Source organism: Mesorhizobium sp. Primo-A, assembly GCF_003997175.1.
GTDB classification, from domain to species: Bacteria; Pseudomonadota; Alphaproteobacteria; order Rhizobiales; family Rhizobiaceae; genus Mesorhizobium; species Mesorhizobium ciceri.
Genome location: NZ_RZTG01000013.1, coordinates 157,829 through 180,344, shown reverse-complemented (window position 1 = coordinate 180,344; position 22,516 = coordinate 157,829). Strand labels below are relative to the sequence as shown.

The 22,516-nt window shown below is 60.7% G+C and carries 24 protein-coding genes; 14 read left to right on the top strand and 10 right to left on the bottom strand.

The window, feature by feature from the left end; genetic code table 11:
• Nucleotides 1-57 precede the first annotated feature (57 nt).
• Entirely contained in the window at nucleotides 58-867 is an 810-nt protein-coding gene (locus EOC83_RS24160) for a sulfite exporter TauE/SafE family protein (RefSeq protein WP_063168140.1), read from the top strand.
• Here EOC83_RS24160 and EOC83_RS24155 read toward each other — a convergent pair.
• Both EOC83_RS24155 and EOC83_RS24150 read right to left on the bottom strand, forming a co-directional pair.
• On the bottom strand, nucleotides 861-1,103 hold the full coding sequence (locus EOC83_RS24155; RefSeq protein ID WP_063168141.1) for a DUF982 domain-containing protein: 243 nt from the start codon (nucleotides 1,101-1,103) through the stop codon (nucleotides 861-863). The genes EOC83_RS24160 and EOC83_RS24155 overlap by 7 nt on opposite strands.
• Nucleotides 1,103-1,294 carry a hypothetical protein gene (locus tag EOC83_RS24150; protein WP_063170253.1) on the bottom strand — a complete coding sequence of 64 codons (192 nt, stop codon included), beginning with the start codon at nucleotides 1,292-1,294 and terminating at the stop codon, nucleotides 1,103-1,105. Before EOC83_RS24150 ends, EOC83_RS24155 begins: the two co-directional genes overlap by 1 nt.
• Before the next feature lie 953 nt (nucleotides 1,295-2,247).
• Here EOC83_RS24150 and EOC83_RS24145 point away from each other — a divergent pair.
• The 8 genes from EOC83_RS24145 (at nucleotide 2,248) to EOC83_RS24110 (ending at nucleotide 8,626) form a co-directional block, all read left to right on the top strand.
• Nucleotides 2,248-2,811, top strand: a complete 564-nt coding sequence (locus EOC83_RS24145) for a recombinase family protein (RefSeq protein ID WP_063168142.1) — start codon at nucleotides 2,248-2,250, stop codon at nucleotides 2,809-2,811.
• Nucleotides 2,812-3,297: 486 nt separating this feature from the next.
• The gene (locus EOC83_RS24140; protein WP_063168143.1) at nucleotides 3,298-3,918 is read left to right on the top strand and encodes a sigma factor-like helix-turn-helix DNA-binding protein; all 621 of its coding nucleotides are present in this window, start codon (nucleotides 3,298-3,300) and stop codon (nucleotides 3,916-3,918) included.
• Nucleotides 3,919-4,619: 701 nt separating this feature from the next.
• A complete protein-coding gene (locus EOC83_RS24135; protein ID WP_063168144.1) occupies nucleotides 4,620-5,036 on the top strand; it encodes a hypothetical protein in 417 nt (138 codons plus the stop codon).
• A gap of 465 nt (nucleotides 5,037-5,501) precedes the next feature.
• Nucleotides 5,502-5,966, top strand: coding sequence for a hypothetical protein (locus tag EOC83_RS24130; protein ID WP_127224117.1), 465 nt, complete (start codon nucleotides 5,502-5,504; stop codon nucleotides 5,964-5,966).
• A gap of 89 nt (nucleotides 5,967-6,055) precedes the next feature.
• Nucleotides 6,056-6,445: a hypothetical protein gene (locus tag EOC83_RS24125; protein ID WP_127224118.1), complete on the top strand. Its 390-nt coding sequence runs from the start codon at nucleotides 6,056-6,058 to the stop codon at nucleotides 6,443-6,445.
• Between the two features lie 338 nt (nucleotides 6,446-6,783).
• On the top strand, nucleotides 6,784-7,251 hold the full coding sequence (locus EOC83_RS24120; RefSeq protein ID WP_063168148.1) for a hypothetical protein: 468 nt from the start codon (nucleotides 6,784-6,786) through the stop codon (nucleotides 7,249-7,251).
• Nucleotides 7,238-7,774 (top strand): hypothetical protein, encoded by a 537-nt coding sequence (locus EOC83_RS24115; protein WP_063168149.1) that lies wholly within the window; start codon nucleotides 7,238-7,240, stop codon nucleotides 7,772-7,774. The genes EOC83_RS24120 and EOC83_RS24115 overlap by 14 nt, the downstream gene beginning before the upstream one ends.
• 606 nt (nucleotides 7,775-8,380) lie before the next feature.
• Entirely contained in the window at nucleotides 8,381-8,626 is a 246-nt protein-coding gene (locus EOC83_RS24110; protein ID WP_063168150.1) for a hypothetical protein, read from the top strand.
• A 505-nt stretch (nucleotides 8,627-9,131) separates the two neighbouring features.
• Here EOC83_RS24110 and EOC83_RS24105 read toward each other — a convergent pair.
• The 3 genes from EOC83_RS24105 to EOC83_RS24095 form a co-directional block, all read right to left on the bottom strand.
• Entirely contained in the window at nucleotides 9,132-9,431 is a 300-nt protein-coding gene (locus EOC83_RS24105; RefSeq protein WP_063168151.1) for a DUF982 domain-containing protein, read from the bottom strand.
• A gap of 43 nt (nucleotides 9,432-9,474) precedes the next feature.
• Entirely contained in the window at nucleotides 9,475-9,930 is a 456-nt protein-coding gene (locus EOC83_RS24100; RefSeq protein ID WP_063168152.1) for a hypothetical protein, read from the bottom strand.
• A 68-nt stretch (nucleotides 9,931-9,998) separates the two neighbouring features.
• Nucleotides 9,999-10,487 carry an Hsp20 family protein gene (locus EOC83_RS24095; RefSeq protein ID WP_013531273.1) on the bottom strand — a complete coding sequence of 163 codons (489 nt, stop codon included), beginning with the start codon at nucleotides 10,485-10,487 and terminating at the stop codon, nucleotides 9,999-10,001.
• A 223-nt stretch (nucleotides 10,488-10,710) separates the two neighbouring features.
• Here EOC83_RS24095 and EOC83_RS24090 point away from each other — a divergent pair, with 223 nt between their 5' ends.
• The 3 genes from EOC83_RS24090 (at nucleotide 10,711) to EOC83_RS24080 (ending at nucleotide 12,492) form a co-directional block, all read left to right on the top strand.
• On the top strand, nucleotides 10,711-11,142 hold the full coding sequence (locus EOC83_RS24090; protein ID WP_024503833.1) for a cupin domain-containing protein: 432 nt from the start codon (nucleotides 10,711-10,713) through the stop codon (nucleotides 11,140-11,142).
• 85 nt (nucleotides 11,143-11,227) lie between these two features.
• Nucleotides 11,228-11,998, top strand: coding sequence for a copper homeostasis protein CutC (locus EOC83_RS24085; RefSeq protein WP_063168153.1), 771 nt, complete (start codon nucleotides 11,228-11,230; stop codon nucleotides 11,996-11,998).
• The gene (locus EOC83_RS24080; protein ID WP_063168154.1) at nucleotides 11,995-12,492 is read left to right on the top strand and encodes a GNAT family N-acetyltransferase; all 498 of its coding nucleotides are present in this window, start codon (nucleotides 11,995-11,997) and stop codon (nucleotides 12,490-12,492) included. Before EOC83_RS24085 ends, EOC83_RS24080 begins: the two co-directional genes overlap by 4 nt.
• 260 nt (nucleotides 12,493-12,752) lie before the next feature.
• Here EOC83_RS24080 and EOC83_RS24070 read toward each other — a convergent pair whose 3' ends face one another.
• From EOC83_RS24070 to EOC83_RS24050, 5 genes are all read right to left on the bottom strand, one after another.
• The gene (locus EOC83_RS24070; protein WP_013531269.1) at nucleotides 12,753-14,132 is read right to left on the bottom strand and encodes an OFA family MFS transporter; all 1,380 of its coding nucleotides are present in this window, start codon (nucleotides 14,130-14,132) and stop codon (nucleotides 12,753-12,755) included.
• A 247-nt stretch (nucleotides 14,133-14,379) separates the two neighbouring features.
• Nucleotides 14,380-15,402, bottom strand: a complete 1,023-nt coding sequence (locus EOC83_RS24065; RefSeq protein ID WP_013531268.1) for an acyltransferase — start codon at nucleotides 15,400-15,402, stop codon at nucleotides 14,380-14,382.
• A 405-nt stretch (nucleotides 15,403-15,807) separates the two neighbouring features.
• Entirely contained in the window at nucleotides 15,808-16,605 is a 798-nt protein-coding gene (locus EOC83_RS24060) for a xanthine dehydrogenase family protein subunit M (RefSeq protein ID WP_063168155.1), read from the bottom strand.
• A gap of 113 nt (nucleotides 16,606-16,718) precedes the next feature.
• Nucleotides 16,719-19,067: a xanthine dehydrogenase family protein molybdopterin-binding subunit gene (locus EOC83_RS24055; RefSeq protein WP_027160446.1), complete on the bottom strand. Its 2,349-nt coding sequence runs from the start codon at nucleotides 19,065-19,067 to the stop codon at nucleotides 16,719-16,721.
• A gap of 113 nt (nucleotides 19,068-19,180) precedes the next feature.
• Nucleotides 19,181-19,678: a (2Fe-2S)-binding protein gene (locus EOC83_RS24050; RefSeq protein WP_013531265.1), complete on the bottom strand. Its 498-nt coding sequence runs from the start codon at nucleotides 19,676-19,678 to the stop codon at nucleotides 19,181-19,183.
• A gap of 263 nt (nucleotides 19,679-19,941) precedes the next feature.
• Here EOC83_RS24050 and EOC83_RS24045 point away from each other — a divergent pair, with 263 nt between their 5' ends.
• Both EOC83_RS24045 and EOC83_RS24040 read left to right on the top strand, forming a co-directional pair.
• Entirely contained in the window at nucleotides 19,942-21,126 is a 1,185-nt protein-coding gene (locus EOC83_RS24045) for an FIST signal transduction protein (protein WP_050580471.1), read from the top strand.
• Nucleotides 21,127-21,140: 14 nt separating this feature from the next.
• On the top strand, nucleotides 21,141-22,481 hold the full coding sequence (locus EOC83_RS24040) for a hybrid sensor histidine kinase/response regulator (RefSeq protein WP_013531263.1): 1,341 nt from the start codon (nucleotides 21,141-21,143) through the stop codon (nucleotides 22,479-22,481).
• Nucleotides 22,482-22,516 lie beyond the last annotated feature (35 nt).

Below are 22,516 nucleotides of genomic sequence, written 5' to 3'. Positions count from 1 at the left end.
ACCTAGTAGTCCAAGCCAAGATGGCCTACAGCGTTGTTTCCCACGGAGTACAACGCAATGACCGATGAGCCGCTGCCAATCGCCCAGGCGTCACCCAGCAAGCCGCTCGCGTTCGGAGGCGGAATGGTTATCGGGGCGCTTGGCGGTCTCGTAGGTCTCGGCGGCGCTGAGTTCAGATTGCCGCTGCTGATCGGCCTGTTCAACTTTGGTGCGCTGGAGGCCGTGATCCTGAACAAGGCCATGAGCCTGATCGTGGTGGCAACCGCGTTGCCGTTCAGGGCTCAGACAGTCCCGTTCGGGGAGATCGCTTCACATTGGCCGATCATAGCGAACCTCCTGGCTGGAAGCCTAATAGGTGCCTGGCTCGGGGCCGGATGGGCGACCCGCCTTCGAGCTGAGACCCTCTACAAGACCATCTCGATCATACTCTTCCTCATCGCAGGGGTGCTGTTGTTCGGCCATAACGCTCATGCCAACAGTGCCTTGCTCAGCGGTCCAGCACAGTTGATCGCAGGGGTCTTCGCTGGGTTCATCATAGGCATCGTTGCGGCGCTGCTCGGGGTCGCTGGTGGCGAACTGCTGATCCCAACGCTGATACTGTTGTTCGGGGCCGACATTAAGCTCGCCGGCAGTCTCTCGCTTGCCGTGAGCTTGCCGACCATGATTGTCGGGTTCGCTCGCTACAGCCGCGACCAGAGCTTCTCAGTCATCCGACGCAACATCGCGTTCGTATTGGTCATGGCCTGCGGCTCGGTTGTCGGGACGTTCCTGGGCGGGCAGATGCTTGGATTTGTGCCGAGCGGTGTGCTGCTGCCCCTGCTGGCTGCCATCTTGGTGATTTCAGCGGTCAAGGTCTGGCGTCACTGACGACGCAACATCCCTTCTTCCTCGGCAGCTTCCTCGAATGCTTGCCGAACGTCCTCTGGTGACGCCCGGTCCTCGAACGCGTCGATGCAGGCCTGCACCGCCTTGTTCCACTTCGGCCCCTTCCTGGGCCACTTCATGAGTTCCTCGGCCGCCCCCTCAACGTGACTGATGCCTGCCGTGATGCCGACCCTATCGGACCTCACGTAGACCGGAGGGTTGAACCAATGGAGAGCCATCAGAAGTCACCTCGGTCGACCCTACGTTTCAGGTCTGCAGCATTCAAAAGGTCGACCAGATCGTCGGCATACTCCATGTCGAGACCTGTGGCTGGATGACCATCAGGCTCAGCCGGCTGCCCGGTGAACACGTCGAACACCGTCCAGGTCCCATTCGGTTCCTTCTTGAGGTCGTACCGCTGCTGGGCCATCTGGGACCTCTTGGGTGGCAGCCTTTTGGGCTTGATCGATTGCATCAAGAAGCGAGGCTAGTGTTGGGGGTAGCTCAGGGTCAACCGTCAGGCCGAAGGCCTTCTGTATGTCTCGACGATTGTCCCCGTTGCGTATCGATTCACGAAGGTGGTCGGCCACGGTCTTGTGACCGGCTTTGTCGCGCTTGGCCATGAAGCTGTCCCCTAAACCCCTAAATTATTGTGTGACAAAAGCTCCGTTTAACGGCGCTCAACGTATTGTCAGACAATTGGTTCCATTAGGAGGTCGGAATATTTGATAGTAAAATGTGAGCGGGTGATCGGACAACTGGCACGCGCGCCGTCCCCCCGTGGGGGTGCCTCCCGGCCGTCATTGATCCGCGCCCGCGTGGGACGTGATGCGCGCGTGATCGCGGGCGTTCTCCCACACAATTCCCCACATGCAACGCGCAACACCATGCAATCCAAGGCTTGCCAAAGGATATGATATCCCTTCGATGCATTGGGAGGGTGCCAAGGGTGCGCCAAAGGGCGCCGACAGGTAGCCGGAAGGGTGCGCTATGTTTCGCCACTTGTCCGGCAATCGGTGTATTTGTCGGACACAAGGGTGTAGGGTGCCCGATGATCGCTGACCCATGCTTCCAAATCGTCTTATCCGGCGCGCTTCGCCACACCCTCGTTGAGACCCGTGTTAACATGGTTCGAGCGCGCGCCGCTCTTGCCGAAGCTCGCATGATCGTGAGGGATGACACTGCGCGCCGCTACCATGTGCGCCTAGGTCTCACCCTAAAGAAACCCTTTCGGCACCCTTGATCGGCCCCTAGCTCCGCGCGTTACGGCGGCGACCCATTCTTTTCCGTCCACAAACCTATACCTTTGTGAACATGCCGCTTGACATGTACACTTATCGTCCACTAAGTGATGTTCACCAACACTCTTAGAGGAAAGTGCACATGATCATCGGATACGCCCGTGTTAGCTCGACCGGACAAGACCTCGACACCCAGCTTGAGAAGCTCACGTCTGCCGGGGCCGAGAAGGTCTTCAGCGAGAAGAGGTCCGGCTTGGACGAGACGAGGCCGGAGCTTGAGAAGGCGCTGGAGTTTGCCCGTGACGGTGACGTGTTTGTGGTGACCAAGGTGGACCGGCTGGCAAGATCGGCGGCACACCTCCACCAGATCGTCAGGGACCTCGATAAGAAGGGTGTCGGCTTCAAGGTGTTAGATGACGCCTCGCTGGACACGACCACCCGAACTGGCAAGCTCGTGTTCGGCATCCTCGCCAGCATTGCAGAGTTTGAGACGGCGCTTCGTAAGGAGCGGCAGATGGAAGGCATCGCCAAGGCGAAGGCCAAGGCAGAAGCCCAAGGCGAGCCGTGGAAGACTGGCAGGCCCGTGACGCTCGACCATGATCGGATCAAGGCCCTGAAGGCCGAGGGGCGCTCTGTGAGGCAGATTGCCAAGGAAGCCGGGTGTTCACCTTCAGCGGTCCAGAAGGTGCTGGCCGTGTTGGCCTGACGTTTCCATAAAGTATGGAGCGAGTGCTGAATAGGGAGGCGATTACCCCACCCACTAGCACAGGAGGGTGGCAGTCAGCCCACTAGCCCTACGAAGGCGCAAATAGGGTGACCACTAGCACTACGAGGGCGATAAGGCCCCCACTAGCACTGTGAAAGCGGCCCCATAGGGACACCACTAGCACTATGAAGGCGATAGGGTGACCACTAGGACCACGGGGCGATTAGACCCCATACCCCCACCACTAGCACGGTGAAGGCGAATACCCCCTCCACTAGCACTACCCAACGCTCTTCACCCAAGCTGCCCCGTGCAGTTCTCCCCTGTTGCGACCGCCTGTTGCCCTGTTCGGCTCTTCCGGGAGACAGGATGTGGCGCTTGTCGGGGCAGCTTTGGTGAGGCGCGTGTGTCCCTCTATCTGTCCTCCGATTTTGTATGAAATCACCCGTCAATTATTTTGTATGAAGCACCACGAAAGGAGCCAACATGACCGTCTTCCGTCCCGTCGAGGCGGATTTCTCCGAGGTCTCGGATCACTGGACTGCCGAGGTTGAGGCATTTCAAAGGAAAGGCCCCCGGTGGACAACCCAACGCTACCAAGAGGCCACCCGCAAGGACACTGAACGTGCGCCAGAGTTCAACCATAAGGCCACCCTCGTCCTATGTGCTGAGGGCTTCTCACAGCCCGCATCAGCGAAGGTGCTGGGGATCACCGACCGTGCTGTTCGGTCTCACCTGTCGCGCCCATGCGAGGCTCTGGAAGCTGAACGCGAGCGGATGGCTTGGCGGGGCCGTGTACAGCACCATGAGGTGACCAAGCGCGGGCGCGCTCCGTTCGATGTCTGGGCTCACCTGAAGGCGGGTAAGGCTCCCGTGGTCGCTGATCTTCTCGGCTTCGATCCGTGGACAGCCGAGGGCATCGGGGCAAGCACCCGCGAGAGGGTCGCTTTCTACATCGTGGACGGATGGTCACAGGCTGAGATTGCCAGACTGCTGGGCATCTCCAAGCAGGCGGTATCGAAGCATGCTGCCGCTATCAGGAGATTGTTCAAACCGAAACGAACCCGGAAGTTAGGAAGTCGGCCAAACCTGATTTCACAACGCTAACAATGACATGAATGGTTGACTACCTACTATAGGGCTTCCACTCAGGGACCTTCACTTCGGGTGTTACCTTGGTCAGCCCCTTCGGGTTCCTATCGTCGATAGGTTTATCCGAAGATAACACCAAGGTTCTCCTGAGTTGCTCAGGGACATAAGACACACCCTCTAGAAAACCCTCTGTAACAGAGAAACCCTAGAGACACCCTTATATCAGGATGTCATTGGTCGCTTCGCTCCGAAGACCATGGAATATGTCTCCTGAGTACCTGATCACCCTCAGTACTGCTTCGCTCACAGCTTTGGTCTATTCTCTGGGTTTCCCTTGTTCCAAGGCCATAGCCAGAGGGAACTCCAAAGGACGCATGAAGTCTGTCCACCTGATGCTTGGATGACTGATGATCTCCCTCCACAGGTCTTCACCCTTCCACGTCAACCTGAGGCGTCCCTTTAAGGGAGGCCTTCGAATGTCACCACCAACACTTACCCGAAAGGATCACAATGAACATCACCACAGGAGCCGACCCCTATCATGTCGACTGAGGCCGACCGCATTGCATGGCGAATACACGGTCGAGAATGGCGAGCAGCGAACCCAGAGCGCGCTAAGCAGATCAGCCGGGAATGGTATCACCGCAACAAGGCTCGCGTTGCCGAGGTGCGGAAGATGAAGCGAGAGGCCGCCCGTCTGGTGAAGGGGACAGCCAATGGCTGAGACAACCCGCCAGATCACCCCGGCAATCCGCGTTGTCGAGACCGACCGTGAATGGATCATTCAGGCAGCTGAAATAAAACGAACCCGGAGGCGGGGAGCGGAGCCGACCGGCAAATGGATCGACCGCGCATACATCACCAGTCGGTCAATGCTGAACTTGGAACTGAGGCGGATGGTCGGGGCGAAAGGGAGCCTTCTCGGACATGTTGAGCAAGGCGTGCTGGACTGGCTCAACAGGCTGCCGGTTCGGCATCCGGCACGAGACCGGGAGTCCAGCGTCATTGATATGCTGGAGGCGTCTACGCCAGGTAGCGAGCATGGGGAGACCTTCCATGACCACCTGCCGCTGATCGTGAAGCACGGCCCGCTTAGGTGGCGCAACGACCGGAATGCCCGCTTTGAGCCCTGACCAAATCAAGCGGGATTGGGTTTCGACCTACCCGAACCGTGAGGCAGCCCTTGCCTTGGTCGAGTGGCTGAAGGCAGACAACTGGGAGCGCGTCTCAGAGCTTGACCGGAGGCTGACAGAAGTCGGCATCGACTGGACGGGCAGTTTCCAAGAGGCTGCCGAGCGGTGCTTTGAGGTCTACGGCTACCCCGATTTGGAAGCCGTGGCGGTTGCCCGGAGGGTCGCCGAGGTGTCGCTGCGGCCGACCCGCTCAGCGCCACGGGGAGGGCCCACCGGAGTCAGCGCCGGCCGTTCCCGTCCAGTCACCCCAGCCACACCTAGCGCGCGTCCTGAAGGCGCGCAGACGATGACCTACGGCTTCACGCCACGGCGCTGATCCACCCAGCATCATCAAGCCCAACCCGCACCCGGAGCACTGACGCGCCGGGTCGATCAACCACGACCAGATTTGAAGGAATGAACGACATGAACGATTTCAACAAGGCCAGCGGCCTCATCACCACCGGCTCAACTGACATCCGCGCTCAGGAAGCGCGAGACCGACAGACCCTTGAAAACCGGGTGGCTCAGATGCGGCGTGATCATGCGCAATCCGAGAAGGACCGGCAGGAGGCGGCTCTCCAAGAGCGTATCGCCCAGCAGACGGAAGCCGGCTTGCGGGCCAATCAACAGCTTCAGGCAAAGCGAATGGGGATCGTCAATACCGGGCAGGCCATGACCGATGGCCAGAAGGCGCAGATTGCGGCAGCAAAGCCCATGAACGGCTCCGCACCGCAGGCCCTTGTGGATCAGCTTGCGGTGACCGTTGGCGGCATCCAGTTAGGACCCCAGCAAGCCAAGGACATGGCGGCTCGCGGGGAGATCAGCCAGGGCGATTACGTCGCCGCAGTGAACGCGGCTCTGGTCCCATACGGCTATTCTTTCAGGTAGCCACGGAGGCCGAGAGTGACGGGGCGGTTGATGCCGCTCCGTTGCCTACCGTGGATGGGAAGACCGACGAGACCAACGACACTGAGGAATTGACCGACGACGAGAAGGAAGAGAAGCAACATGCCGAGTTTGTGCGCATGGCCGATCAGAGCCTTGATCGCTTCAGGGACACCCATAGCGAGGCCCAGCAGCAATTCATCGTGGACGCCTATGTCGAGACCGGAGAAATCCTTACCGGCGAAGGCTACGGCATTGACGAGGTGGAAGCGGCTGTTGTCGAAACTGCATTTACTCAGCACCTCGATAGGAACGTGCTGCGGCAGCATGGGCTGACACTGGCGACGTACTTCGAGCATGTCGATGAGGCCGACTACCCGGCACTGCGCAGGGCTGCGGCCAAAGGTGAATGGCACGTCTTCCACGGGCATGCCCAAGCCATAGCAGCGGCCCGCAGAGACGGTTCGGCTTACAGCGAGTAACCATAGCAGCACCTTTCCTACCCCCGATGCATCGCCCCAAGAGGTGTGTCGGGGTTGGGATTTTCAGAGCCCAAGCCCGCCGCGCCGCGCGCGTCTCCACAACCAATCGCCCAGGGGCCTTGCGTCTCCTCGCCGACAGCCCCCGGCATCTACGCTAGCAACCGGAGGGGTCAGCTCGCCATTGCGGGGAGCCCAAGCCACTCAGGGCTTGTGTATTCATGAATGTGGTTGCTTGTTCGGTCCGCACCCGGGTCCGAATGGTATTGCGATGTATTACCTCGGACCTGACTATCCATCTCAACGCTCCTTGAGGTAGGGTATCCGTTGGGAGGCGGGAAATGTGCAAATGGCTCAAGACCAACAGTGACGCTATTCAAGCAGGATCGGCGATCCTAGGTGTCGCAGTGGCCGTCATCGGATTTTGGCTGACGATCTACCAGTTGTCCTCAGCAAACCATTCGCTGCAAGCCTCAAACACGTACACCATCCAGCATGATGCCCGGGAGATTATTAGTGAAATCATCTCGCGAGGAAATGTTCGGCCCCTGATTATGGGCACATTGCCCGCAGGGAAGAAGGAGGAAGCCAAAACCGACCTCTGGCAAATGCTGAATTTCTATCTATCGGTCTTCAGGCAACTTCACGCTGGCGGAATCAACCAGAAGATAGGCGCTGCTTTCGGCAAGGATTTTTGCGATTTGCTCGACAAGGCTCCGGTGGCTACCGCATGGGACGAGCTTCTTAAGGAGAAGAGAATAACAGACGACTATGAGGAAATGAGAAGGACATGGTGTGGCAAAAAATAGGCTCATAGCTCTGGTGCTAATCTATCTGGCACTCTGTGCAGGGGTGCACGCCGGAGAGTTCGGCAACGTCCTCGTCGGCAGCGCCGAAGCGACACAACGGTCCCGGGAAGCAAGTGCCACTGCACTCGACGGCGTTGCGAAGGTCATCGAAGGGCTTCGAGAGAGAGAGGGGGCCGCCGGTCTTGGGGCTGGTAGAGAGCAGTTCCAACAAGCCGCCCAGCTATTTGCAGACGCAGCCAACAAAATGGAAGCTGTGCTTCCCTTTCTCCCTAATGAGGAACTCTCGCAGCAGCAATTTGCATACCTGACTGAACTCAGGGGACCAGGTGGCCTCTCTGCAGTGATCCCCGAATCAAAGAGCCTGAAGGATGTCTACAGGAGTTTCGCCAACGTGACACGGCAGATGTCGAGTGTGGTCGAGGGCCTTGCTGGACAAGCGAACGCCTTCCGGACCATCTCTCCCCTGCTGACAACGTACTTCCGGGTAGCTGACGGCGTAGTGGCCCTGCAGGAGCGACGTTGATTTGCAATCTCAGTAATCACCAAGGAACGTCATTCCGCTTGACTGAGAGATACACCGCTGCTACCCCTTGAGATACACCAAGGCGGTCGACGCTTTGGGGAAGAAGTCGCATAAGCGATTGCAGTTAAAGGGTTTTCTGGCTTATTTTTTCCCGGTTCGATTTAACGAACTTGTCCGGCCCGGGGAGCCAAATTCTTCAAAGCGTTGAGACGGTCAGGTCGCCCATAGGGGCTGATCTATGGCATGTCTGGAAAACCGCAGGCAGCCGCAGGTTGATCCTCAACTTGACCTGGCGCCGCTATGCAGCGCGCTTCGATCACGGCGATCTCTTCACGGCGATCTCATCAGGATTTCATCTCTTGTCACCGTTCGGGTTGGGTGCCGGTGCCTCTCGCACATCTCGTGGTGGCGGGTCGACATGTTCAAGCTCTGGCGGGGCTTCTTTGTCCCGACGTCGGACAGGTAGCTTCTCCGGTTCGGGCTTCGATGGTGGTTCTTTGATCTTGCTCGGCATAATCGAGTTAACCGCACTGCCGGTCCCTTGTTCCCGCAGCAAGCCGAAAACCTGAATGGGGGAACCGGGAGCGCCAAAGAGCGTTTTCTCGCATGCTCAAGAAGATCGCCCTTGCCGCCGTGCTGGTTCAGGTTGCCGCGGTTTCGGCTCTCATCACTCAGACGGTCCTCTTCGCGTCCACGGCCACACAGGCCGCCAACGCGCAGCCCGGCGACGCAGTCGCTGTCACTGCCGACAAGGAACCGGACAAGGCGGCGCAGCCTGCTGGTGCCGACCAATGCCCAACCCGGCTTGTGACGAGCAAGATTTTCACGAGCAACTCAATTACGGCGCAATGATAGTTCGCCATCGATGCCGGCCATCCGTCGATCCCCCCAATTTAAGTCAGGGCAATGTGCTTGAAAGCGCAATGATTCCTGTTACTTGCGGCATGGGGCGAGTGCGTTTGGGTTGGGCAAGAATTGGTATGATTTCATCGAATATGGAATGCCCGCGCTGTCATGGCAGCGGCAGGGTTTTCGACTGCTCCAAATGGTATGCGTCAAACGGGCACTGCTGCCCGCAGGGAACCCATCGGGGTGGCTGCCCCGGAAAGACGGGGCCTGCACGGAATGCGACGGCCTAGGGACAATGGCGGAGCCTCCGCTGAGGGCCGTGGCATAATCTGCGATAGTGTCGCATGCCGCTGATGGCGACGCGGACGCGCCCGCCAAAAAACCGTACTAACGGCGCGAACAACAACCGCCCGCCAAAGGTGAGCTGGCAGGGCAGCTCACCTTGTAGCGATGCGGAAACGACGACCATGCAGCCGGACCATCCTGATGGCGCCGCCCCTTATCAAGGCTAAGCGATTACCCCACCACGACCTGACCTTGTGCCGTCCATCCAAGGGAATTGGGCAAGCGGGTCCTGCAAGATTTTGACGGATCTTGCGAAGCCGGCGACGGCATCGCGCGCCACTGTCAGCGGAACCTGGCCGTCGTGAGCACGCTGGCAAGCTCGAAAGGCCGTTTCGAAAATCGGACCCCGCCGCTCCCTTGGCCACTCGTCAAAGAAGTCGAACGCATCGTCGAGGCACCCTATTTCTTGAATGAACTCGCCATTCTTGACAAGAACCGGTCGGTCGAACGTCCTGTAACTCATGTGATCCTCCATTCCGCACGTGGGTTGTTGTTGGTTCGGGTCATCATGCGATTGCATGCTCCGGCTCGGCCAACATGCCGCCGCCTCCACGCCCGGGCGGCACCGTTGCAAAGGCCGGGATTGGCGGCGGATCATCATCGTCATCTCGCCAGGGGCGCCGCATCCAACCGAGCCGGCTCTTCTTGCGGCGCCGGTCGAAAGACAGGCTGACGGTTCCCGACTCCTTTGAAACACGCGGTTCCCGCCCGGTTTCGTCCAGAAGGCGGAGTGCGCGAAGTATGTCGCTGACTTCCACGATGGCGCCGTTGTCCAATTGCCGCAACGCGGGATTGTCAGGAACCGCATGAACGTCGGAAGCCCAGAAAGCGAGCAAAGCCCGCTTTGCACCGATCGTCATCGTCTCCTCGTTCAGCACATCATCTGGCGTCCGCAATCCGGCGGATTCCGCGGCAAGATTTTTCGGTTCAGGTTGGTGAAAACTGTAAGTTCCGGTTCTCATCTCCATTCTCCGCGATCTGTGCCTCCCGGCCGAACCGGGAGGCGGACCGTAGATTTAGGTCCAGGGAATCAGGCGACCTCGCGTTGAGGCTCCGCATCCGAGTCGATCAACTGCTTCTTGCCGGGTTGCTCGAGCGAAACCGCTTTGGCTTCGGACCCTATCTCAATGCGCCGAGGCTTGAGTTCCTCGGGCACTTCGCGGACCAGGTCCACTGACAGCAAGCCATTCTCGAGGTTGGCCGCCTTGACCTTTACGTGGTCGGCAAGTTTGAACACCTGCTTGAAGTTGCCCGTCGCCAAGCCGCGATGAAGGACCTCCCGATTTTCCTGGTCGGGTTTCCTTTGGCCGACGACAGACAATTCGGGGCCGTTCTGCATGAGTTCGACCTCATCGAGAGCGAAGCCGGCGATAGCCATCGTAATGCGATAGTCGTTCTCGCCGGTCTTCTCGATATTGTAGGGAGGCCAGTCGGAGCGTACGCTTTTTTCGAGCATATCGAAGAGACGGTCGAAGCCGACCGTTGTGCGGTAAAGAGGGGTATAATCAGAGCTTCTCATAGCCATATCCTCCGTGAAGCAACATGGATTACGAGGCTGTCGCAGCGTCGCTGCGACGCCAGTATGTCGAGCCGAAGCCTCGACGGAAAACGATCTGGTAATCGTGTTTTTTTCCTTCAAGAGGGCGACAAAAATATTTTTGGCCGGCAGGCAGGTGCCCAAGGCGCTGCCTTGCGTGCTGGTGGCCACTGCGCGATGTTGACGCCAGGGGTGGATGCGAATCATGCGAAAAATTTTGATGTCAGGACTGCTGCTCGCGGCAGCCTTTTCCGCGAACCCGGCCCACGCGCTGGACAGCAGCGGCACGCCTGTCGTCGTGACCCCTCTTGCGTCGCGCACGACGACCGCGTCCGGCCAACCGATCACGCTGCCGCAGAAGAACGTGCAGGTGCTGGTCTCGACCTACGACATCGCGCCGGGCGCGACCTTGCCGGTCCACAGGCACCCTTTCCCGCGCTATGCCTATGTCCAGGCCGGCACGCTGAAGGTCACCAATGTCGAGACCGGCGACAGCAACACCTACAAGGCCGGCGATTTCATCATCGAAATGATCGGCCAGTGGCATCAGGCCACCAATATCGGTGATATCGAGGTGAAGCTTCTGGTGATCGATCAGGTCGAGCAAGGCGCCAAGAACACGGAATTGCGCCAATAACCGCGAAGTCCGTGCCCGGCGCGAAAGTCTGTTCGCGCTTTCGCAGCAACCGGCGCGGTGGTAGGGCTGGCCGGGAAATCATGGAATGGATCGCCCCTTGACCAAAGCTCTCCGCCTGCCGCTGATCGAAATCTGTGTCGAAGGCATTGACGGCCTTCTCGCGGCGCAAGCCGCCGGCGCCGACCGGATCGAACTGTGCGCCAGCCTCGTCGAAGGCGGCATCACGCCAAGCCTCGGCACGATCCGCGCCGCCATCGAGCAGGCAAACGTGCCGTTTCACGTCATGGTGCGGCCGCGCGGCGGCGATTTTCTCTACAGTGCGACGGAATATGCCTCGATGCTGGCAGATGTCTCGGCACTGCGCGAACTCGGCGTGCCCGGCGTGGTGTTTGGCTGCCTGAACGCCGATGGCACCATGGACGAGGCGCGCATGAGCGAACTGACGCAGGCCGCCGGCCCCTTGAACGTCACCTGCCATCGCGCCTTCGACATGACGCGCGAGCCGGCCGAGGCGCTCGAATCGCTGATCCGCAGCAAGGTCGGCCGCGTGCTGACCAGCGGCCAGCGTGACACTGCCATCGAAGGCTTGCCGCTGTTGGCGGATCTGGTGCGGCAGGCCGGCGACCGCATCGTCATCCTCGGCTGCGGCGGACTGGATTTGCACAACATTGCCGAAGTGCGCAGCAGAACCGGCCTGTCCGAAATGCATTTTGCCGCCCTCAAGGATGTGCCGAGTGCCATGGACTACCGCAATCCCCATGTCGGCATGGGTGGTTCCGATCTCGATCGCGAGTACCGCAACACGCTGACCGACACAGCGCTGGTGGCGGCAACGATCGCGGCAGCCAAGGCATGACCTCGAGCCCTGCCCCGATAGCCCGTGTATCGGCCCAAGACGAAGCGGCGATCCTGGCGCTCAACAACGAGCATGCCGCCGAACTGTCGTGGCTGGAGGCTGAGCGGCTGTCCTTCCTGCTTGGCGAAGCATTTTACACCAGGCGCATCGGCGATCTCGAAGCCTTCATCATGACCTTCGACCAGGATGCCCGCTACGACAGCCCGAATTTCCTGTGGTTCCGCGAGCGCTATGAGCGCTTCGTCTATGTCGACCGGGTCGTCGTGGCGGCGCACGCACGCGGCCGCGGCCACGCCCGCCGGCTCTATCAGGACCTGTTCGGCCATGTTGAGCGCGCCGGCCACACGCTGGTCACCTGCGAAGTCAACACCGCCCCGCCGAACCCCGCCTCGGATGCCTTTCACGCTGCGCTCGGCTTCGTCGAGGCCGGCGACGCCGTTATCCATGGCGGCAAGAAAGCGGTGCGCTATTACGTCAGGCAGATCAGCGCCTGACAGACCAGGCAGATCCGCGCACGAAGATGAGGACTACTGGAACAGGGCTGTCGCACTCACCAGCGTCATCCAGAACCCCCAGACCAACGGGATGCCGACCAGCAGCCAGGCCAGCGTGAGTTTGATCGAATTCTCGTTGTCTTGCGCCATGGTCGGTCTCCTCAGAGCTGATCCCGAAAAGTGGACTCCGGTTTTCGGAAAAGATCATGCTCAAACAATAAGATAGAGCCCATCCCGATTCTATCGGGATGGAACTGACTCTAAGCCACCGCTGGTTCGGTCTTCATGTGGAAGCGCGCATTGACGGGCCGCATCATCAGGTTGAGCAGGAGGCCGACAACCAGCAGGCCGGCCATGATGTACATGGTGACCGTGTAGGCGTCGGCCTTCGCAACGCCGCTGTCGATCTGGTACTGCCGGATATAATTCACCAGCACCGGGCCAAGCACGCCCGCCACCGACCACGCGGTCAGCAATCGGCCGTGGATGGCGCCGACGTAACGCACGCCGAAGACGTCGCGCAGGTAAGCGGGAATGGTGGCGAAGCCGCCGCCATACATGCTGAGGATGATCCCGTAGAACAGCACGAACAGGAAAACGCTGCCGGTCTGGCCGGTCCACGGCACCGCCGCATAGAGGACGACACCCAGCGCGAAGAAGATGGCATAAGTTGTCTTGCGGCCGATATAATCGCTGGTCGAGGCCCAGAAGAAGCGGCCGAGCATGTTGAAGATCGACAGCAGGCCGACGAAGCCGGCGGCAGCGGCAGGCGTGATGCGTCCCGGAAACATCTCCTGGCTCATCGCCGAGGCCTGGCCGAGCACGCCGATCCCTGCCGTCACATTAAGGCACAGCACGCCCCACAGCAGCCAGAACTGCGGCGTCTTCAACGCATCGTCGAGATGGACATTGGACGTCGTCACCATCGCATTCTGTGCCGCCGGCGGCGTCCATCCGGCAGGCCTCCAGCCCTCCGGCGGCACCCTGACGATAACGGCGCCGATCAGCATGAAGACGAAATAGACGATGCCCAGCACCAGGAAGGTTTCGGCGACGCCGATGTGCTCAGGCGTCGAAAACAGCTTCATCAGATAAACCGACAGCGGCGAGGCGATGAAGGCGCCGCCGCCGAAGCCCATGATCGCCATGCCGGTTGCCATGCCCGGCCGGTCCGGAAACCAGGTGATCAGCGTCTTGACCGGCGAGATATAGCCGAGGCCGAGACCGATGCCGCCCAGCACGCCGTAGCCGAGATAGATGATCCACAATTGGTGCAGATAGACGCCGAGCGCCGAGACAATGAAGCCGCCGCCGAAACAACAGGCAGAAGCGACCATGGCTTTGCGCGGACCGACGCGATCCAGCCAGCCGCCGCCGAACGCCGCCGCAATGCCCAGGAACAGGATCGCGATCGAGAAAATCCAGCCGAGGCCGGTCAATTTCCAGTCGTCGGGCGCCGAGTCGGTGATGCCGATCAGCTTAGACATCGGCAAGTTGAAAACGCTGAACGCATAGGCCTGGCCGATGCAAAGGTGGATGCAGAGCGCCGCCGGCGGCACCATCCACCTGCTGAAGCCAGGCTCGGCGACGGTGCGTGAGCGGTCGAGCCAGCCGCCCGCCCTTTCCCCAGTCGTATCCATTCCATCCTCCCAGATGCGTCTTCGAACCATCTTCTCAGATGTGTCCTGCGAACAAACTAGGCGGGTAAGCCGGCGAGGCAATAAGGAATGCCTGCCATACGACCAATGTCTAATGAGACTGGCCCATATCGCAAAGCAGGTCATTGCTTTCCCGAAAGTTAGATTAGAAACAATTGATTGACTGTCTGCTTATGAAGCGCGATCCCTCCACCTGCACTCACGATCATCTGGCCGGGCACGACGGCATTCACCAGTTGCGGTTGAGCCATTCGCGCGCCGGGCGCTCTATGAGGTAGTAGCTGCAGGCCGCGCAAGCGAAGACTGCGGCCAGCATCGGTATCGGCGCGCTGCCTTGCTCATAGACGAATTTGTAGAACGGCTGCTGCCATAAATAGAGCGAGTACGACCACAGCCCCAGCGTCGCCATCGGCCAGGACGACAGCAATCCGGAAAAATACCGTGGGCTGAAATCGAGTGCGTTGACGGCCAGAGCCAGCAGCGGCACCGCGAAGAGATAGTGCATCGGCGTCGGCACCCGATCCAGGAACAGGACAACGGCACAGACCGTTGCCACCAGGGCCACATGCTTGCCTCTCAAAAACGCCGGCAGCCTGCCGTCGGCCTTGAGCAGGCAGATCGAAGCCGACAGGAGGATCGACGCGATGTGCACATCCGTGCGCCAATAAGTGGTTTCGTAGTCCATCCCCAAGACCCAGTACGAAACCGCGCCATTGGCCATGGCCAGCAAGGCCAGCGCCAGGAGCAGCACGACCACGCGAGAGCGACTTGAGACGATGACGCTGATCAGCGCCAGGATGATGTAGGCGTGCTCCTCGATGCAGAGCGACCAGATATGGTCGAGCGCCCCTGCCCGAGCCACGAGAATGCCGGCATAATTGTAGGTGAATGTCAGCGCCGTCAGCGCGGCCTTCCATTTGAAGGCGAGGAACGTGCCGGAGAGCGCGATCATCGCGACGACTACGAAGACCAGAAGAGCCGGATAGATGCGGGAGAAGCGGCGTTTGAAGAATTTTTTCAGCGGGTAGCGTTCGATGAACAGGATCTCGCCCATCAGCCGGCCGCTGAGCACGAAGAAGAATTCGACGCCCAGCACGCCAAGATTGATTCCCGGAACCGGAAAGAAATGGCCGATCAGAACCAGCGCGATCGAAAGCCCGCGCCAGCCGTCGAGATAGGCCAGTCTTGTTCTGGTTGATCTGTCGGCGGCGGATCGGGACGGAACGACATGCGTCGCGGAAATGTCGGTCATGCCGATCCTCTCGCAATAGGCATGCGAAGGGTACGATGGTACAATTCGAACCCAGCTCGCATTCCCGCCCTAGTTCATATTGCAGTGCAATATGGATTTGTGCAAGTGCGAGATTGCTGCCGGATCAGGTCCGGCCTCCGGCTCGGCGGGGATTTGCTTCAAGCAGTGCGGCAGCGATTCCATCAGCAACTGAACGGATGCAGGCCGCCGCACGAGAAAAGGGGCCACGGAGGCCCCTTTCCTTGTCTGCGACTGATCGTATTAGAAACTGTTTCGAAACTCGCCCTGGCGAGTCATAGGTGGTGGTTTCGAGAACCGGAGCGGAGCGTACTTTTGGTACGTGAGCACCGGAAGCACAGAAAACGCCATCAGATGGCCGCCGGAGTAGAGTTTCCAAACAGTTTCTCAGGCGTTGGCTGCCGCAACCGCGCGCTTGGCCATCACCGCGATCAGATTGGCGCGATAATCGGCCGAGGCATGGATGTCGGTCATCAGATTCTTCGCCGGCACTTTCACACCTTCCAGTGCCGAGGCCGCGAAATTCTTGGCCAATGCTGCCTCGATCTCCTTCGAGCGGAAGACGCCGTCATCGCCGGCTCCAGTGACGGCGACGCTGACGCCATCCTTGCCCTTGGCAACGAACACGCCGACGATGGCGTAGCGCGATGCCGGATTGCGGAACTTTTCATAGGCCGCCTTGGCCGGCGCGGTGAAGGTGACGGCGGTGACGATCTCGCCTTCCTTCAACGAGGTCTCGAACAGACCCTTGAAGAACTTGTCGGCAGCGATCTCGCGCTTGTTGGTGATAATGGTGGCGCCCAGCGCCAGGAGCGCCGCCGGATAATCGGCCGCCGGGTCGTTGTTGGCGATCGAGCCGCCGATCGTCCCCTTATGGCGCACCGCCGGATCGCCGATCAGTGACGCCAGATGGGCAAGCGCCGGACAGGCCTTCTTCAGCTTCTCGTCATTGGCAACGGCGTGATGCGTGGTCGCGGCGCCGATGGTGACGGTCTTGCCCGAGACCTTGACGCCCTGCAGCTCCGTGATCCGCGACAGGTCGACAAGGTCTGACGGCGCGGCAAGCCGCGTCTTCATCGCCGGGATCAGCGTCATACCGCCCGAAAGCAGCTTGGCGTCGCCTGTCTTGACCAGCTTGGCAGCATCGGCGACCGAGGCGGCGCGGTGATAGTTGACTGCGTACATGGAATTCTCCCTTGGGTGAATGGGCGAATAGGGAGTAGCGAATAGCGAATAGGAACTATCCAGTCGCACCGCCTTCTCTTCCCTATTCGCTACTCCCTATTCGCTATTCGCTTTCAGTGTTTCGTTGCGCGGATCGCGGCCCAGACGGTGGACGGCGAAGCCGGCATGGCAAGATCGTTGCTGCCGATGGCGTCGGTGAGGGCGTTGATCACCGCCGGCGGCGAGCCGATGGCGCCGGCCTCGCCGCAGCCCTTGATCCCCAACGGATTGCCCGGGCATGGCGTGTTCGAGGTCGAGACCTTGAACGACGGTAGATCGCCGGCGCGCGGCATGGTGTAGTCCATGTAGCTCGCGGTCAAAAGCTGGCCGCTATTGTCATAATGGGCGCCTTCGAGCAGCGCCTGGCCGATGCCTTGCGCCAGCCCGCCATGCACCTGGCCTTCGACGATCATCGGGTTGATGATGTTGCCGAAATCGTCGGCAGCGACGAACTGGACGATCTCGGTGACGCCGGTTTCCGGGTCGACCTCGACCTCGCAGATATAGCAGCCCGCCGGGAAGGTGAAATTCGACGGATCGTAGAACGCCGTCTCCTTCAGCCCGGGCTCCATGCCGCCCGGCAGGTTGTGGGCAGTGTAGGCGGCCAGCGCCATCTGGAACCACGGCACGTTCTTGTCGGTGCCGGCGACCTTCAGCGCGCCATTCTCGATGACGATATCGCCTTCGTCGGCTTCGAGCAGGTGTGCCGCGATCTTCTTGGCCTTGGCCTCGACCTTGTCGAGGGCCTTGACGATGGCCGACATGCCGACTGCACCCGAGCGCGAGCCATAGGTGCCCATGCCCATCTGCACCTTGTCGGTGTCGCCATGCACGATCGAGACCGAATCGAGCGGCACGCCGAAGCGCTCGTTGACCAGTTGCGCGAAGGTCGTCTCATGGCCCTGGCCGTGGCTGTGCGAGCCAGTCAGCACCTCGATCGTGCCGACCGCGTTGACGCGCACTTCCGCCGATTCCCAAAGGCCGACACCGGCGCCGAGCGAGCCGACGGCAGCAGACGGGGCGATGCCGCAGGCTTCGATGTAGCAGCTCATGCCAATGCCGCGCAGCAGCCCCTTCTTGGCGGCGGCGGCCTTGCGCTTGGCAAAGCCGGCATAATCCGACGCCTTCATTGCCGCATCGAGCGAAGCGGCATAGTCGCCGGCGTCATAGCACATGATGACCGGCGTCTGATGCGGAAACGCTGTGACGAAGTTCTTGCGCCGCAGCTCGGCCGGCGAGACGCCGAACTGGCGGGCCGCCGTCTCCATCATGCGCTCCATGACGAAGGTCGCTTCCGGCCGCCCTGCCCCGCGATACGCATCGACGGGCGCGGTGTTGGTATAGATCGCCTTCACATTGGCGTGGATGGCCGGGATATTGTACTGGCCCGACAGCAGCGTCGCATAGAGGTAGGTAGGCGTCGCCGACGAAAACAGCGACATATAGGCGCCAAGATTGGCCTGGGTTTCGACCTTCAGGCCGAGGATCCTGTGGTCCTTGTCGAAGGCCATTTCAGCATGGGTGTGATGGTCGCGGCCATGCGCGTCGGTCAGAAAACTCTCGGTCCGGTCAGCCACCCATTTGACCGGCACCCCGGTCTTCTTCGACGCCCACAGGCAGACGATCTCTTCGGGATAGATGTAGATCTTCGAGCCGAAACCGCCGCCGACATCGGGCGCGATCACGCGCAGCTTGTTTTCCGGCGCGACATTGTAGAAGGCGCTCATCACCAGCCGCGCCACATGCGGGTTCTGCGAGGTCGTCCAGCAGGTGTAGTGATCCTCGGCCTTGTCGTAATGGCCAAGTGCGGCGCGCGGCTCCATGGCGTTAGGCACCAGCCGATTGTTGATGATGTCCATCTTGACGACATGGGCTGCCTTCCCGAAGGCCGCATCCGTGTCGTCGGCATTGCCGATGTCCCAGTCGAAGATCAGATTGTTGTCCGCTTCGGGGTGGATCTGCGGCGCACCCTTGTCCATCGCCTTGGAGGCGTCGACGACGGCCTTCAACTCCTTGTAGGTGATCTCGACCGCCTCGGCGGCGTCACGCGCTTGCCCCTTGGTCTCGGCGACGACAATGACGACGGCGTCACCGACATAACGGACCCGGTCGAAGGCGAGTGGCGACCATGCCCCCATCTTCATCGGCGAGCCGTCCTTGGAGTGGATCATCCAGCCGCAGATGAGATTGCCGATGCCATCGGCCTTGAGTTCCTTGCCGGTCAGCACGCCGATGACGCCGGGCATGCCTTGGGCCTTCTTCACATCGATCTTCTTGATCTGCGCATGCGCGTGCGGACTGCGCACGAAGGCGGCGTGCTTCATGCCGGGAACCACCATGTCGTCGACATAGCGGCCGGCGCCCGTGATGAATCGTTTGTCTTCCTTGCGCGCGACCCGAGCGCCAACACCTTCAATGCCCATCAGAAATTCCTCCCGAGATTGTAGGGGAGTAGGTGAGTAGGGCAGTACGGCAGTAGGGAAAAATTGGCTCCGATTCCCTACTGCCCTACTGCCTTATTGCCCTACTGCCTCGTTCAAGCCGCTTGTTTCGCCTTACCCTTCGACCCCTTCATCGTCGTCGATGCGGCGAGGATCGCCTTGACGATGTTGTGGTAGCCGGTGCAGCGGCAGATGTTGCCGTCGAGCTCGGCACGCACCGTCGCCTCGTCGAGCCCTTCGGGGTGGCGGCCGATCATGTCGGTCGCCGTCATGATCATGCCCGGCGTGCAGAAGCCGCACTGCAGCCCGTGATGTTCCTTGAAGGCGGCCTGCACCGGATGCAGGTCGGCGCCATTTGCCAGGCCCTCGATCGTCAACACGGTCGAGCCGGAGGCCTGCACCGCGAGCATCGTACAGGATTTGACCGCCTTGCCGTCGACGTGGACGACGCAGGCACCGCATTGCGAGGTGTCGCAACCGACATGCGTGCCGGTAAGGCCGAGATTTTCCCGCAGGAAGTGAACCAGAAGTGTTCGGTCCTCGGCAGCACCGCTGACCCGCTTTCCGTTCACCATCAACGAAACGTCCGACATGGTCCCTCCCTGGGTATCAACCTTGGTCATCACGTTGCCAACGCGGCGTTGGCGCATCGGCCATGCGTTATTGGTACACCGCACATCGGACAAAAAACAGCACGTCGCAAACGCGGCACATTGTACTTTCGGTCATGGCCGCCCCCAAACATGCGGTGCCGGTGGCCCCATTGCCAAACCGCCGATTGAAGGCAACAATGTCGGTCGACGCCCGCGCGCCAGAAGCATTTAAAACAGCCGCGCACAAAAAAGCGTCGGAGGAAATGCGGAGAACATCGCTGGCCAATTCACAGACGCGCTATGCATGCGGCCTGTCGGCGCTCACCACGGACGAGCCCGACATGGAGGCGTTCGCCAAGGCGATCGCACTGGAAGCAGCCGCCATCGACGCGGGCTTTGCCCTGCTGTTCTTTTCCCAGAGCCTGGTCGAAGCCAGCGCCCTTTCCCAGGCGCTCATGACCCACGCGCCGGCGCTCCACCACGCCGGCTGCTCGACTGCCGGCGAGATCACGCCGCAAGGTCTCGAGGATGGTCATGTGCTGGCCATGCTGCTTCCGTCCCCCGCGTTTACCGCCGTCAGCGTGATGGTCGAAAATCTGTCCTCGTCGGGTATGGACAGGATCACCGGCGAGGTCGAGACCCTGCGGCGATCGCTGCGCGCGCGCCTCGGTTGCGATCGGACCAAAGGCACTTTCGCGCTCTGCTTCATCGACGGGCTCTCCTATGCCGAAGAAGCGGTGAGTTCAGCCATCCACTGGGGTCTCGATGACATTCCGCTGCTTGGCGGCTCCGCCGGCGACGATCTGAAATTCGAGACGACGCGCCTGATCTCGAACGGCAAGGTCACCTCCGACAGCGCCATCATCGTGCTGATATCGACCGAAATTCCCTTCCATGTCTTCAAGACCGACAATTTCGTTCCCACCGATGAGAAACTGGTGGTGACGGCTTCCGATCCAGATCACCGCATCGTGCGCGAGTTCAACGCCACCAATGCGGCGCAGGAATATGCCGCGTCCGTCGGTATCGTCGCGCAGATGCTGACGCCACTGAGCTTCGCCTCGCATCCCGTGGTGGTGAAGGTGGGCGGACAATATTATTGCCGGTCGATCCAGAAGATGCATGCCGACGGCTCGCTGTCGTTCTTCTGCGCCATAGACGATGGCGTCGTGCTGTCGATCGCTCAGCCCAAGGACATGGTCGAATCGACGCGCGCCGCCCTGCGCGACGTCGAGGAGAGGCTTGGCGGTATCGACATGATCCTCGGCTTCGACTGCGTGCTGCGCCGGCTGGACGCACGCAATCGGCAGGTGTTTCGCGAAATCTCGGAACTCTACCGGGTCAACAATGTCATCGGTTTCGGCACCTATGGCGAACAGTACCGGTCGATGCATCTGAACCAGACTTTCACCGGCATCGCCTTCGGCGAGCGCCAGGCGGCGGAATAGGACGGCGCAACAAGATGCCGCTGAGGGACATAAACGATCTTGAAAAGCTGAAGAAGATCAACGCGGCACTGGTCAGCCGCGTCGAGCGCTCGATGGACCAGCAAGGCAACGCCTTTTCGCTGTTCCAGACCACGATCTCGCTGGAAAACCGGGTGCGTACACGTACCGAGGAACTTCACTCGACCTTGCGGCGGCTGGAGCAGTCGAACATTGACCTCAGTGCCGCCAAGGAAAACGCCGAACTGGCGAACCTGTCAAAAACCCGTTTCCTCGCCGCTGCCAGTCACGACGTGCTGCAGCCGCTGAATGCCGCCCACCTTTCGGTTTCGGCGCTCGCCGAAGTTCAGACCAGCGACGAGGGCAAGAAACTGGTGCGGCAGGTCGAGCGCTCGCTGGAGACGATGGAGGACCTGCTGCGAACCCTGCTCGACATCTCCAAGCTCGATGCCGGCGTGGTGCAGCCCGACATAAGCGACGTCAGCCTGGAGGCGCTGTTCTCGTCGCTCCGCTCGGATTTCCTGCCGGTGGCGGAGATGAAAGGCCTGTCGCTGAAATTCCGGCCGGTCCATGCCGTGGTCCGCTCCGACCGCACGCTGCTGCGCCGTATCCTGCAGAACATTCTCTCCAACGCGCTGGGCTATACACGCTCGGGCGGCGTGCTTGTCGGCACCAGGCATCGCGGCGACACCATCCGCATCGACGTCGCCGACACGGGCTGCGGCATTCCCGACGACCAGCGCGAGGCGGTGTTCGAGGAGTTCCACCGCGGCACCTCGCCGGCCAATGCCGAACTGGACGGTGGCGGTCTCGGGCTCGGGCTCGCCATCGTGCGCCGCATGGCCAGCGCGCTCGGTCATCCCGTGACATTCTCGTCGAAGGTCGGACGCGGCACGATCTTCCACATCGATGTACCCGTCGGCATCGGTGCGCCAGCCGATGCCATCGCCAGCGTTGCCGACATGGAACGGCCGCGCGGCTATGGCCTGTTCGGCACCAAGGTGCTGCTGGTCGAGAACGATATCGAAGTGCTGCAAGCCATGACCTTCCTGCTCGAACGCTGGCAATGCCTGGTGCGGGCCGCGACCTCGACCGACGATGCGCTCGACATGCTTGGCGACACCGACTGGGTGCCCGACATCGTCATTGCCGACCAGCATCTCGACGGCGGCGATCTCGGCACCACGACCATCGCCGAAGTCCGCGACTATCTCGGCCGCGCCGTGCCGGCGCTGATCGTCACCGCCGACAGTTCGGAAGCCGTCGCCAAGGCCGCCCGCTCCGGCGGCATCGAACTGATGCGCAAGCCGCTGAAGCCGGCCCAACTAAGGGCGCTGCTGGCGCATTTGCTGGCCTGATCACTTCTCACGCGCTATTCCGATCGTCTTGAAAG